Genomic DNA, 13335 nt, shown 5'->3' with positions numbered 1-13335 from the left:
CGAAAAAGCATAAATATGAAAAATTTAAAAAAGGATTTCTGACTAATGATTGTATTTATTATTAGGGGGGATCTATATGTATGCTGGTTTGAATGGGGATGGGGACTTGGTTTACGCCCAGAACTACAGAAAGGCCGATGGAACTCCAATTTATTGTCCTCATTGTGGGCAGAATTTAGTCTGGAAAAGGAATCGTAAAGGGCGGGCCTTTTTTGCGCATACCTATCCTTGTGGTCAAGACTTAAGTCAAAAGCATTTGGGGGAGAGTGTTGGTCACCAAGCTTCGAAATTATTTATGTGGTCTCTTTGTAAAGAAATGGGCTTGTTGTCCCAAATGGAAGTGCCTGTTTTAGGCGGACAGTTTATTGCTGATTTACGGGTTAATAATCGCTTAATTTTCGAGTTTCAGTATGCTAAAATTGGCCGCAAGGATTTATTATATCGTCAAAGTAACTATCACCAAGCGGGTTATCAAGCTTTTTGGTTTTTGAGTGAGATGGTTTTTCAAGATAAAAAATTGAAGGCATGGTTAAAGCGGTGTCTAGCCAAGCAAGGGAAAACTTATTATTGGTTGGCTTTGGATTTAAGCCACCGTCAAGTAAAAGTCTTAACCGTACCGGGCTTGATTTTCCCCAGAGACCAGGCGTCTTATCTCTGGGAAATTTCTTGCCGCAACTTTATTAGTCGTCTGAAGAAAGGAAAATTTTTGCCTGACATAGGGAAAGGTCAGCCCTATTTTCTAAAAGTTAAACCTGCCGGTCAGTCAATCATTAATCAGAAACGTTTTGGTATCCGTAATCGGGCTTTAAGTCGATTAATAAATTTTCTCTATCATTTAGGCTTAAACTTGGATGACTTGCCGGCTCAGATCTTTGACCAGGCCTGGATTGGATTGGTAACGGCAGAACCGGCTTGGCTGACTTTAGCCTGGCTGTATGCCTATTACTATAAGATAGGGGACTACCAGAGTGCATTAGAATTTTTTCATTTATTATTGAAAAAGGACTATTTACGGCTTGAAGGGGGTGGTCTCGTGATTGACCAAGATCAATTAATGGTAGATTATGTACTGGCTGCTGTGGATTTATTAAAGAATATACTTTCTTAGCATTTGATTAAAATCTGTGCTAATATTAATGTATTAGACTTAATAAAGGAGTTGGATTCATGTCCGAAAATAAAGTAGTAACACGTGAACAAATTGAAGAACAATATAAATGGGATTTAACTACCATGTATGCCTCTGATGCTGACCAAGAAAAGGACTTTGCCGCAGTTAAAGATTCTTTTGAGCGTTTAGCTTCTTACCAAGGTACTTTAGCAGATTCGGCTGATCAATTAGCAAAGGTCTTGGATGATATCTTTGCCATCGCGCGCAAAATGTCTAATGTCTACGTTTATGCGCACTTGAAGCATGACCAAGACTCTACCGACGCCAATTATCAAGAAATGGAAGCCAAGGCTGCCCAACTATATGCTGAATTTGGTCAAACAATTTCTTATTCAACACCCGAATTATTAGCGATTCCCCAGGAAAAACTAGACGGCTTCATCGCTGAAAATGCCCGTTTACAAGATTATAAGCACTATTTGGAAGTTGAAACCTTAGGTCGCGACCATGTCTTATCGCCAAATGAGGAATTGATCTTAGCTCAAGCTTCTGAAGCTTTAAATGCTTCAGCTAACACTTTCTCATTCTTGAACAATGCCGACTTTGTTTTCCCAGAAGTGGAAGACGCTGAAGGCAATAAAGTTCAATTAACTCATGGTCTATATGGTAAATTATTAGAATCATCCAACCGTCGCGTACGGAAAGATACCTTTGAAAAATTCTATTCAATCTATGACCAATTCAAGAATACTTTAGCCTCTACTTTAAGTGGTGAAATTAAACATAATAATTTCAATGCTAAAGTACATAAATTCGAATCTGCCCGCGCGGCTGCCTTATTCTCAAACTCCGTGCCAGAGTCTGTTTATGATACTTTAGTTGATACGGTCAATGAACGTTTAGATTTATTACACCGTTATACTGCTTTACGGAAAGAAATCCTTGGTCTAGATGACATGGAAATGTATGACTTGTATACGCCATTATTAGGTGAACCACCGGTAACCTTTACCTTCGAAGAAGCTAAAGAAATCGTCTTCGAAGCTTTGAAACCAATGGGTGAGGACTACTTAGAAATTATCCAAAAGGCTTTTGACGAACGGTGGATCGATGTGTATGAAAACAAGGGTAAACGCTCAGGTGGTTATTCTTCTGGTACTTATGATTCTAACCCTTATATCTTGTTGAACTGGCAAGATAACATTTCTTCAATGTATACCTTGATTCATGAGTTAGGTCACTCTGCCCACTCATACTTAACCCATCATAACCAACCATACGAATATGGTTCATACCCAATTTTCCTAGCGGAAATTGCTTCAACCTCCAATGAAAACTTATTGACAGCTTACTTATTAGAAAAATATGCTGACAATGAAGAAGTGAAATTATATGTCTTGAACCACTTCTTGGATGGCGTCAAAGGCACCGTCTTCCGTCAAACCCAATTTGCTGAATTCGAACACTTCATGTACCAAGCCGATGCTAAGGGTCAACCTTTAACCGCCGACTTCTTAAGCAAAAATTATCGTGAATTAAATGAAAAATATTACGGTGATGCTGTAAATTCTGGCGAATTAATCGGCCTTGAATGGTCTCGGATTCCACACTTCTACTACAACTATTACGTCTTTCAATATGCCACTGGTTTATCTGCCGCAACTGCCTTCTCTGATAAGATCTTGAGTGGCGACACTGCTGTCTTGGAAAGCTATAAAGGCTTCTTGAAGTCTGGTAACTCAGACTATCCAGTAGAAACCATGAAGACGGCTGGCGTAGACATGACCCAAGCTACATTCATCAATGATACCTTGGATGTCTTTGAAAGCCGCTTGAACGAATTCGAAGAATTGATTCGGAAGAATAAATAGTTTGTAGGATTATATATAGAAAGCTCCCCGTTTGGCGGGGAGCTTCTTTATTTGGAGTTGAATATAGGTGAAAACCATTCGAGTTTTGAAAAACTCGAATGATTTTTGGAATAACTATTAGGAGGATTCCATACTTGTATGCTAAGTGTGGAAGGAATTCTTTAGTTTAGTATTAAGTGAGGAAAAATAGCTGTAGATTCTTTGATTTAGTCAGAGTAAGGAAATAATTACATAGTAAAACCTAAAGTAAAGAACTTACTAAAAAATTTTCTACACTTGTTATTATTTCAAAGAAAATATTCTTGACTAACCCAATAAGTAAAGAAAATTTAGCTCAACCTTTTATTAAATTTAAAATTAGGACACGGAATTCGTCTTAAATTTTGTATTTATAAATAGGAGGTATAAAATGAAAACAAAAAGTTATGAGTTACAATATTTTGAAGCTCTACAGCGTCATTCCCATCTAAATAAAAAAGAACGTCAGCACTTGTTGCGTCTTCAAAGTGGGTATGAGGGGGAGTTGAAGTTTGAGACAATTTTGTCAAGATTAATCCCAACTAATTGGAGGGTTCATCCCAATATCTGGTTCCGTTTTTCTAATTATTTAGAAGTAGATATCTTATTGAATTGTGGCAGTCATTTATTTATATTAGATGTCAAAAATTATGCGGATGATTTCACGATTGCAGGTGATCATTTAGTTCGGAGTGATGGTTATCATATTCCAGATATTTTCTTTAAGTTAAAACGTGATACCAATCAAATTGAAACTAGCTTAATTAATAGCAAAATTGACTGTCAGTTGCTTTCGTATTTAGTGTTTATAAATGATGATTGTTATGTGAGAGGACAAAATAATCTAGGAATCGATTATTTTTTACGTAATCAACTAAGTTTTATGGTAAGAAAAATGAAGGAGATGGCGGATGAAAATGAACGAAGAATAGAAATTATTGAGAGTTGGATTACAAAGAATGCTATTAAACAGCCGGTATTTCTTGAAATTAAACATAAATCAGATTTTAACCGAATGGTACCTGGCTTAGTTTGCCCAAATTGTCATAAAAAAATTCTGAGTGTTGGACGTCAGACAGTACTTTGTCCCTGTGGTCAACAGTTGACTAAGCGGGAAGTGGTCGATATGAATATCCGTGATTATCAGTTATTATTTCCTGGTAAAATAAATATGAATGATTTACAAAGGTTTTTGAAAGAGAGTGTCAGTCAAAGTTATCTTTATGCTCGTGTAAAAGCAAATATTTAGGGTGCATATTACTGACATCAATTGAGAAAAGTGAAGAAAATAATCTATTTTCAAGTTAGATGATGAGTTTGGAATATTATATACACATACTTATTAACTTAGGAAAAAAACAGCCAAGTTTTCCACACTTGATGACCAAGTAAAGAAAAAACAGCCAAGCTTTCTACACTTGATGACCAAGTAAAGAAAAAACAGCCAAGTTTTCCACACTTGAAGACCAAGTAAAAAAAAAAACAGCCAAGTTTTCCACACTTGATGATCAAGTAAAGAAAAAACAGCCAAGTTTTCCACACTTGAAGACCAAGTAAAGAAAAAACAGCCAAGCTTTCTACACTTGATGACCAAGTAAAGAAAAAACAGCCAAGTTTTCTACACTTGATGATCAAGTAAAGAAAAAAAGTCAAGTTTTCCACACTTGATAGTCAAGTAAAGAACTTACTAAAAAATTTTCTATACTTGGGTGCTAAGCAAAGAATAATCCACCCCAAACAAAAAAGCTTCCAAGCAGGACAAAGAAACCAAACTTGGAGGCCATAAGGCATTCGATTATTTTACTTTCCTACTTTAAAAGCCGCTTCCAAACGATAAATCACTTGGCCACGGGCGGAGAATTTTTCTTCGTATTCCGTCATGATATTGCCTTCAAAGTCTGAGGCATGTAAGTCCAACCAGACTTGATTCAAAATCATACCATATTGCGACATCGCGGCCAAAGAATATTCGAAGAGGCCCCGGTTGTCTGTTTTGAAATGGATTTGACCGCCGGTAGGGAGGATGCTCTCATACTGGGCCAAAAAGTAGGGCGAAGTTAAGCGCCGTTTGGCATGTTTTTTCTTAGGCCAAGGATCAGAAAAATTCAAGTAAACTAAGGAAATTTCACCAGGGGCGAAATATTCGGTTAAGTTACGGCCATCACCTAAAAGAATCTGCAGGTTGGGTAAGTCTTCTTCAATCTGCTTATCTAGGATGGAGACTAAGGCTGAGGCTTGAATTTCAATCGAAATATAATTGATGTCAGGATGGGCTTTGGCCATTTCAACAATGAATTGGCCTTTGCCTGAACCGACTTCAATATGAAGGGGTTGGTTTTTGGCAAAACGGCTTTGCCATTGGCCTTTAAGTTGTTCAGGTTGACCAGGGACATATTGGGGATGGGCTTTGATGCGATCATTGGCCCAGGGTTTGTTGCGTAAGCGCATGGGTCAGTACTCCTTTGTGATGAAATTTGATTACGAGAAATTAAGAACTATAGGTGAAATCCCAGAGACTATCTAAAAAATTTCAACAGTCAACAGAATCTTTCCAAAGTAAAAGCCAAGGATTTTATAAATCTTTGGCTTCTTGGTGAATGGTTTTGAGGTTAAGAATCATTTGATTAACTTGGTAAGGCCGGTCTTCATTATAGTATTGCTTAATAAAACTTAAACAAGCAACCTGACTATACCAGCACATCCGTTTATAGAAAGAACCAGACATATCTTGGCCGTAGGCTGCTAGCCAGTCACTCCACTGGGAAGGTGGAAAAGAAATCACCATTAGTTTGGCTAGGTCAGAGACGGGATCGGCAATACAGACATTCTCCCAGTCAACCATGTATAGGTGGTCATCATGGGTTAACAAGAAATTATGGTGGTTGAGGTCACCATGACAAACCCGATAAGACACTTGGTAAAAATCATCATCCACTTGGTCGCGTAAAGTATCTACAATTGAATTAATTAATTGGTTAGATTGGAGTTTGGCGGGTAGGTCATCATAATAATCCGCAATAAAATTCAAGGGTTTTTTCTCAACTTCGCCGACCCGTTTTAAGGTCATCAGCAAGTGATCGGAATCATGGATTTGCCGGATTAAATCAATCACTCGTTGGTTAAATAGATCATCTCGTTCTAGGACTTGACCGTCTTCCCACTGTTGAGCAGTGAGGGTGTCGCCTGAGTAAGTCCGTTGGGTCCACATTAATTTAGGGGCAATTCCTTCTGCAGAAAGGGCCGTAATGATCGGAGAAGCGTTGCGTTTAAAAAAGACTTTTTCATCCTTACGAACGCCCATAAAGGCTTCACCGGAACCACCGGATAGGGGATGAAATTCCCAATCCTGTTCTTGGTTAAACATGGCCAGCTCCTTTCTACAAATAATAAGACATAAAAATTATTCTATCATGCTTTTAGTTTTGGTCAACACTATTTGCGAAATTTTCGCGATTTACTTCGTAAACATCTAGGACTTCACCAGTATAAATATCTGCCGCAAATTGATAATAGGCTTTGCGGTCTGCTTCATTCCGGGTAATTCCTCCCATATAAACTAGGGGCTTGCTAGTATAAACAGGATATTCAATGGCATCGTAGTCAATCCAAGAACCTTCAATGGTTCCTTCTTTAGCAAAATCGGCTTTAATTTCTTTTAAAACTAAGCCAGCATTTAAGGGTTGATTTTGTTTAACGAATAAGGCAGCAGCGGCACCAACAATTAAACCAGTGGCTAAAAGCACGCCACCCAATATATTATCACGGGTTTGATTTGACATGGTTCGACTCCTTTTAATATTTTTTTGGTATTAATAATTTTACCATAAAGGCGGTAGGGAGTTAAGCGGGGAGACCAAGGCTTCTATTTTTAAACGGTAAAAAATCGTCATAAATAAGTTAAAATAAAGAAGTGACATGATTGCTTTTACTAGGTCTTTGTGTAAAAATGATAGGTGCATAAAATTAGGTAAGATTCTAGTTTATGAAAGCAAAGAAAAGAACAAAAAAGGAGTTATATCCATGTGGTTAGCATTTTACAATCCTCAAGCATTAGGGGATGTACTTTTATTAACAGTCGGTCCACTAGACCGTGATAAAGCCCAAGTTGAAAGTAAGGGGCAAGTAACCCTTATTAGAGACGAGGAAAGTCAAATAGTTAAGGCCATTAACCTTTTTAATGTAGCTGAAGACTTAAACCTTGAGGGTCAAGGTCAAGTAAACTTGTCTGACGACCAAGTAGTTAAAATTAACGATTTAATTCAAGCGGCTGGCTTTGACACTCAAATTGAAAGTGATAATAGTCCTAAATTTGTGGTTGGTTATGTGGAGGAATGTCGTCCACATGAAGATTCAGACCATTTGTCTGTTACCCAAACCAATGTAGGAGATGAAAGTTTACAAATTGTCTGTGGTGCGGCCAATATTGACCAAGGACTTAAAGTTATTGTGGCTAAACCAGGTGCCGTGATGCCTTCTGGCAAAATCATTTGGCCAGGTCAATTACGGAATGTTGACTCTATGGGTATGATTTGTTCAACTCGTGAACTCGGTTTGACTCAAATCGAGGATTTACCGGGTATTTGGGAATTAGATGATTCCTTCGAACCAGGCACACCTTTAGATCAAGTCGTGGCCGCTTACCAAAAATAATCACCCATTCATTTACACTTAAAGGAGGGGACTTATGGATTACCAAGGACCAGTCTTTCATAAAGATACCGCAAAAAAACGCAAAAGTCCTATTTATCAATCCCGTCCGCGGACTGACCAAGAAACAGCTACCAAGTCTAGTTTTAAACCGGCTTTTCAAGGAAGTAATCAGAAAAAACCGCATCCAACCAGTCCAAAACTTAAGCTTAAACGCGAAAATGACTTGAAGGCAGAAGAAGGGTCCAAGGACAAGGATTATAAAGTTCCTTTCTTAAATAACCACACGCCCCAAGAGAAAGTTGATCGGGCCTTAGATCAATTAGAACGGGTTCAAGACCAAAGTCAAGGCGTGAAAAAGGCGAGTCAAAAGAGCCAGTACCAACCGAGCTTTCAGGGTCAAGCTTCGCCCAAGTCAAGTTACCAAACCTCTTATCAAGCTGTTGAACTGTCAAAAACAGCCTTTCAACCTACCAAGTTACCTAAGCCTTATCAGGCACCGGTCGACCCGGTTGACCAGAACTTACGCCACTTAGCACAAAGATTAAGTAAAGACGCAGATGATTTTTTGCGTTTTGATTAAATTATGGAGATGACATCAATGGATAAAAATACAACCTATCATTTTGTAGGGATTAAAGGGTCAGGTATGTCTGCCTTGGCCTTAATTTTGCACGGAGAAGGATATAAGGTACAAGGGTCTGACCTTGGCAAGTATTTCTTCACCCAACAAGAATTAGAAAATAAAGGAATTCCAATGTTTGAATTCAGCCCCGATAATATTAAAGAAGGTTTGACTATCATTGCTGGTAATGCCTTTGGTGATGACCATCCTGAATTAGTTAAGGCTCGAGAATTAGGTCTGCCAATCTACCGTTACCATAAATTCCTAGGCGACTTAATCAAAAATTATACGTCAATCGCCGTATCTGGATCTCATGGCAAAACCTCTACTACTGGACTTTTGTCTCATGTAGTCAGCCATATTCAACCAACTTCTTACCTAATTGGTGATGGAACCGGTTTTGGGGATGAAGCGGCTAACTACTTCGCCCTTGAAGCCTGTGAATACCGTCATCACTTCTTGGCCTATTCACCTGACTATGCCATTATTACCAATGTCGATTTTGACCATCCTGACTTCTATCCATCAATTGAAGCGGTCTTTGATGCCATGCAAACTTTTGCCAACCAAACCCATAAGGGGGTAATTGCCTGTGGTGAAGATGAATACCTGCGTAAGTTAGAGGCAAAGGTACCTGTTCATTTTTATGGTTTCAGTCATGACAATGAAGTTTATGCGGATAAGATTGAACGGACCCCTGAAGGTTCACAATTTGATGTCTATATTAATGGTGAATTCTACCATCATTTCGTCTTACCAGCCTTTGGTCAACATAATATCCTCAATGCCTTGGCTGTAATCACTGTCTTAAACCTTGAAGGCTTTGATAAGGACTTAGTAGCCCAACATATTGCCTCCTTCCCTGGAGTTAAACGGCGGTTCTCTGCCCGCAAGGTGAATAATTTAACCTTGATTGATGACTACGCTCACCATCCATCTGAAATTCGGGCCACCATTGATGCGGCCCAACAAAAATTCCCGCATAAACGGATCGTAGCGGTCTTCCAACCCCATACCTTTAGCCGGACCATTGCCTTGTTAGACGAATTTGGTAAGGCTCTAAGTCTGGCCGATGATGTCTACTTGGTGGATATTTTCCATTCTGCCCGGGAACATGACGGGGCGGTGACCATCCAAGATTTGGCGGCCAAAGTCCCTAAAAACGTGGAAATTATATCCAACCAACATTTGTCACCATTGATGGACTATACCGATGAAGTGCTTTTATTCATGGGCGCCGGTGACATCGATGAACTTTCTAAACAATTTGAGAAAGCCTACAGCCAATTGAATAAGACCAGTCTATAAACTGACAAAAATTATCATGAAATCCCTCCAAGTGGCCCTGCCTGCTTGTAGGGATTTTTTTGAAGCAAAGGCTTGAGTTTTTGTGGCTTGTCTTGGTTTAATGCACAGAACTACAAAAATCATTTACCCGACGAAAGAATGGCACCCCTATCAATTTATTTATTTTGAACACTATTAAGGACAAAGCAGCCATTTCACGTTACAATAAGAGGGAAGACTTTTAATGATTTAATTTGTAAATAAAAAAGGAGGAGACTCATGTCTCATAAGAAAATTGTGCTTTTGGATGGCTCATCCTTAGCCTTCCGGGCCTTCTTTTCCATTCTGGACCTAGAACGCTTTAAAAATAAGAACGGCCTCCACACCAATGCCTTATTCTCATTCAACCGCATGCTGGAAAATATTCTAGACCAGTTTCAACCAACCCATATTTTAGTGGCTTTTGACCGACCTGGACCTACCTTCCGGACCAAACAGTTTGAGGAATATAAAGGTAACCGGCAAAAGACTCCATCCGAATTCAAGGAACAGTTGCCTTATTTCCGGGTCCTCTTAGATGGCTACGGTATTCAATACTACGACATGGCCGACTATGAAGCCGATGATATTATTGGAACTCTATCCCGTCAAGCCGATCCCGATGATGAAGTGATTGTCATTTCTGGTGATAAAGACTTGACTCAGTTGGCGACTGATAATGTTACGGTCTATATTACCCGCAAGGGAGTCTCTGATCTAGAAGCCTATACTCCTGAAGTTATCCGGGAGAAGTTCGACCTGGAACCCCTACAAATCATTGAAATGAAGGGGCTTATGGGAGATTCTTCCGATAATTATCCCGGTATTACCCGGATTGGGGAGAAGACGGCCCTCAAGTTACTCCATCAATTTAATACGGTGGCTGAAATGTATGACCGTTTGGATGAATTGAAGCCTTCCAAGATGAAAGAAAATATAATTAACGACAAAGCTAATGCCTTGATGAGCCGGGACCTGGCTGAGATTATTACCAATGTCCCCCTCGAAAAAAATCTCGAAGATATTGCCTACAAAGGAAAACAAACGGATCTGTTAATGGATTTCTACCGGCAAATGCAATTCAATTCCTTCTTAACGCAATTGCAAGCCCAAACTGGCTTGGAAGCTGACCCCGAGGAAGTACCAGCAGATTTACCGCTTTATCAAGTGATTGAAGTCGACCAAGTTCAGGCTGATCACCTTCCTGACCGGGCAGCCCTCTATATCGAAATGTTGGAAGAAAATTATCATATGGGCCAAGTCATTGGCCTGGTTTGGCAAGACCTTGACAGTCATGAGATTTACTTAGCTGATTGGGGCCAAGCTATTCAAAGCCCTGCCTTCAAAGCATGGTTGGCAGATGCCTCGAATCAAAAAGTCCTTTTTGATTCTAAACGGGACCAAGTTATTTTAGCCAACGCTGGTTTAGACCTAGCTGGAATTGATTTTGATATTATGATTGCCAATTATCTAATCGATACCCACCTAGCCAAAGAATTGGCCGATATGTTAACCAATAATGACATGCCAAGCCTAGTTAAATATGATGAAGCTGTTTATGGTAAGGGGGCAAAACAAGCCGTCCCTGACCAGGCTGAATTAAATGACCATTTAGCCAATAAGGTCAAGGCCATGGGTCTTTTAGTGGAACCCTTGACCCAACAATTAAAAGACCTTCATATGTGGGACCTTTATCAAACCATTGAAATGCCCCTAGCCCGAGTCCTAGCTCGGATGGAAATCCAAGGGGTTAAAGTCGATGCCCAAATTTTAGCTGACAAGAACCAAGCCTTACTTGAACGCTTAGCCCAAATGGAAGCAGAAATCTATGACTTAGCGGGAGAAGAGTTCAATATTAACTCGGTCAAACAATTAGGCGTGATTCTTTTTGAAAAATTAGAATTACCAATTATTAAAAAGACCAAGACCGGTTATTCTACTGCTGCGGATGTCTTGGAGAAATTGGCCGATAAACATCCAATTATTCCCGCCATTCTGGAATACCGGCAAATTTCCAAACTTCAAGGGACTTATCTAGCCGGTCTACCGACTTATATCAAGGAAGACGGCAAAATCCACAGCCGTTTTGTCCAAACCTTAACTCAAACGGGTCGACTATCGTCGGCAGACCCTAACTTGCAAAATATTCCGGCCCGGATCGAAGAAGGTCGGCGCATCCGCCAGGCTTTTGTGCCAGCCCATGAAGGCTGGCAACTCTTTGGGGCCGATTATTCCCAAATTGAATTGCGCGTCCTGGCCCATATTGCTCAAGACCAGCATATGATTGCAGCCTTCAAATCGGGTGAAGATATTCATGAGGCTACGGCTCGCCGGGTCTTTGGTTTGGATCCTGACACAGTGATTGATGCCAACCTACGTCGCCAAGCCAAGGCGGTTAACTTTGGGATAGTGTACGGGATTTCTGATTACGGCTTGTCCAACAACTTGAATATTCCCCGGAAACAAGCCAAGGCTTTTATTGAGAATTATTTTGAAAAATATCCAGATATCCACCAGTTTATGGAGGATATTGTGGCGGAGGCCAAAGAAAAGGGTTATGTGGAAACCTTGTTCAAGCGTCGTCGTTATTTACCTGATATCGATGCTTCCAATTTCAATATTCGGTCCTTTGCCGAACGGACGGCCATGAATTCGCCGATTCAAGGAACAGCAGCAGATATTATTAAGATTGCCATGGTGCGGATTCAGGCTGCTTTGGATGAAAAAGGGTTGCAGTCACGTTTGTTGCTGTCTGTCCATGATGAGGTGATTTTGGAAGGGCCGGCTGAGGAGATGGAAGTCTTGTCAGATTTGGTGCCGGATATTATGGAATCCTGTGTGGAATTGGATGTGCCGCTCAAGGTGGAATACAATCAAGCCAACGACTGGTATGAGTTGAAATAAGACAAAAATCTGTGGCAGTTCGTCAGAGGGTTTGTGCCGGCAAATGTGAGTACTGATTAAAGTAATATAGTGATTGCTGGCAAAAGGTAGTAGTGACAAAATTAAAGAAAATTGAGTAAATATAAGGTTTCGAACAATCCCAAGCAGGTCGCGGAATCGTCCTTCAATGGGCGGGCCCATTGAAGGACTTGGCTGGCTACTCAAAGACTAAGCAGGCAAGCTGCCAAGTCTTTGATGTGCGCCAGTCCATTCTCCGTGCGACTGTCATGGATTGTTGAAGCCTTTTTACATTCAATCAGAAAGAAAAGAAGAGAAGGGAGAGGGTGCTGGTAAGGTTTGCTGCTTGAGGCAGTGGTTGGAGCTCGGTAGAAGAGAGTATTTCTTTAGTTGGTGCTGAAGTAAAGAAAGAATCTAGGTTTGTTCTTTAGTGGATATATAAGTGAGGAAAGATTTGGATTTTGTGCTTGTGTAGCCAAGAAAGTAAAGAAAATACCTGAGATTATTCTTGGCTTGTAATGGAAAATAATTACATAAACGCAAAGAGGCTGGGCAAAAAGTCTCAAAAATAACCGACAAACATTTCAAAAAGATGAGATGTTTCTCGGTTTTTATTAATTTTAATAAAATATAAGAAAAGAAAAGAGGTCCCCTTCCTTTTCTTCTTATCATTTCTGCTAATCTGGTTAAATTCATTGCCATTAACAGGATTCCAATATCATTTGAAACCCCAATTTTTCCTCTTACATGAACTCTTCGTACACCAAAATTGCGCTTCATTTGACCAAAAACAGGCTCAACTTCTATTTTACGTTGAGCATATAGTTGGCAACCTG

At 39.9% G+C, this 13335-nt stretch carries 10 protein-coding genes and 1 pseudogene; 7 read left to right on the top strand and 4 right to left on the bottom strand.

Features of this window, described 5'->3' with window-relative positions:
* Nucleotides 1-76 precede the first annotated feature (76 nt).
* The 3 genes from G396_RS0102015 (at nucleotide 77) to G396_RS0102005 (ending at nucleotide 4249) form a co-directional block, all read left to right on the top strand.
* Nucleotides 77-1108: a competence protein CoiA family protein gene (locus tag G396_RS0102015; RefSeq protein ID WP_028124887.1), complete on the top strand. Its 1032-nt coding sequence runs from the start codon at nucleotides 77-79 to the stop codon at nucleotides 1106-1108.
* Between the two features lie 59 nt (nucleotides 1109-1167).
* Nucleotides 1168-2982 (top strand): oligoendopeptidase F, encoded by a 1815-nt coding sequence (gene pepF, locus G396_RS0102010; protein ID WP_028124886.1) that lies wholly within the window; start codon nucleotides 1168-1170, stop codon nucleotides 2980-2982.
* 409 nt (nucleotides 2983-3391) lie between these two features.
* The gene (locus G396_RS0102005) at nucleotides 3392-4249 is read left to right on the top strand and encodes a nuclease-related domain-containing protein (RefSeq protein WP_028124885.1); all 858 of its coding nucleotides are present in this window, start codon (nucleotides 3392-3394) and stop codon (nucleotides 4247-4249) included.
* Between the two features lie 551 nt (nucleotides 4250-4800).
* On the opposite strand, the gene trmB is transcribed toward G396_RS0102005, so the two are convergent.
* From trmB to G396_RS0101990, 3 genes are all read right to left on the bottom strand, one after another.
* Nucleotides 4801-5448 (bottom strand): tRNA (guanosine(46)-N7)-methyltransferase TrmB, encoded by a 648-nt coding sequence (trmB, locus tag G396_RS0102000; RefSeq protein WP_028124884.1) that lies wholly within the window; start codon nucleotides 5446-5448, stop codon nucleotides 4801-4803.
* Nucleotides 5449-5572: 124 nt separating this feature from the next.
* A complete protein-coding gene (locus tag G396_RS0101995; protein WP_028124883.1) occupies nucleotides 5573-6364 on the bottom strand; it encodes a phosphotransferase family protein in 792 nt (263 codons plus the stop codon).
* 52 nt (nucleotides 6365-6416) lie between these two features.
* Complete coding sequence (locus tag G396_RS0101990; protein WP_028124882.1) at nucleotides 6417-6779, bottom strand: hypothetical protein; 363 nt, start codon at nucleotides 6777-6779, stop codon at nucleotides 6417-6419.
* A gap of 241 nt (nucleotides 6780-7020) precedes the next feature.
* Between G396_RS0101990 and ytpR the strand changes: the two genes are divergently transcribed.
* The 4 genes from ytpR to polA all read left to right on the top strand — a co-directional run bounded on the left by ytpR (nucleotide 7021) and on the right by polA (nucleotide 12502).
* Nucleotides 7021-7650, top strand: coding sequence for a YtpR family tRNA-binding protein (ytpR, locus tag G396_RS0101985; protein ID WP_028124881.1), 630 nt, complete (start codon nucleotides 7021-7023; stop codon nucleotides 7648-7650).
* Nucleotides 7651-7684: 34 nt separating this feature from the next.
* Entirely contained in the window at nucleotides 7685-8230 is a 546-nt protein-coding gene (locus tag G396_RS0101980; protein ID WP_028124880.1) for a hypothetical protein, read from the top strand.
* Nucleotides 8231-8248: 18 nt separating this feature from the next.
* Nucleotides 8249-9580, top strand: a complete 1332-nt coding sequence (gene murC, locus G396_RS0101975; protein WP_428829638.1) for a UDP-N-acetylmuramate--L-alanine ligase — start codon at nucleotides 8249-8251, stop codon at nucleotides 9578-9580.
* Between the two features lie 258 nt (nucleotides 9581-9838).
* A complete protein-coding gene (gene polA / locus G396_RS0101965; protein ID WP_028124878.1) occupies nucleotides 9839-12502 on the top strand; it encodes a DNA polymerase I in 2664 nt (887 codons plus the stop codon).
* 654 nt (nucleotides 12503-13156) lie between these two features.
* Here polA and G396_RS11770 read toward each other — a convergent pair.
* Nucleotides 13157-13335 (bottom strand): annotated as a pseudogene (locus tag G396_RS11770) (transposase); the annotation flags it as partial.

Source organism: Eremococcus coleocola DSM 15696, assembly GCF_000428865.1.
GTDB lineage: Bacteria > Bacillota > Bacilli > Lactobacillales > Aerococcaceae > Eremococcus > Eremococcus coleocola.
Note: the sequence above shows the minus strand (reverse complement) of the source record. Positions and strands in the feature narration are given on the sequence as shown.

What these genes read in the sequence shown, in the direction of transcription:
- G396_RS0102015 (WP_028124887.1), top strand. Translation starts at nt 77, where the DNA reads ATGTATGCTGGTTTGAATGGGGATGGGGACTTGGTTTACGCCCAGAAC.
- pepF (WP_028124886.1), top strand. Translation starts at nt 1,168, where the DNA reads ATGTCCGAAAATAAAGTAGTAACACGTGAACAAATTGAAGAACAATAT.
- G396_RS0102005 (WP_028124885.1), top strand. Translation starts at nt 3,392, where the DNA reads ATGAAAACAAAAAGTTATGAGTTACAATATTTTGAAGCTCTACAGCGT.
- trmB (WP_028124884.1), bottom strand. Translation starts at nt 5,448, where the DNA reads ATGCGCTTACGCAACAAACCCTGGGCCAATGATCGCATCAAAGCCCAT.
- G396_RS0101995 (WP_028124883.1), bottom strand. Translation starts at nt 6,364, where the DNA reads ATGTTTAACCAAGAACAGGATTGGGAATTTCATCCCCTATCCGGTGGT.
- G396_RS0101990 (WP_028124882.1), bottom strand. Translation starts at nt 6,779, where the DNA reads ATGTCAAATCAAACCCGTGATAATATATTGGGTGGCGTGCTTTTAGCC.
- ytpR (WP_028124881.1), top strand. Translation starts at nt 7,021, where the DNA reads ATGTGGTTAGCATTTTACAATCCTCAAGCATTAGGGGATGTACTTTTA.
- G396_RS0101980 (WP_028124880.1), top strand. Translation starts at nt 7,685, where the DNA reads ATGGATTACCAAGGACCAGTCTTTCATAAAGATACCGCAAAAAAACGC.
- murC (WP_428829638.1), top strand. Translation starts at nt 8,249, where the DNA reads ATGGATAAAAATACAACCTATCATTTTGTAGGGATTAAAGGGTCAGGT.
- polA (WP_028124878.1), top strand. Translation starts at nt 9,839, where the DNA reads ATGTCTCATAAGAAAATTGTGCTTTTGGATGGCTCATCCTTAGCCTTC.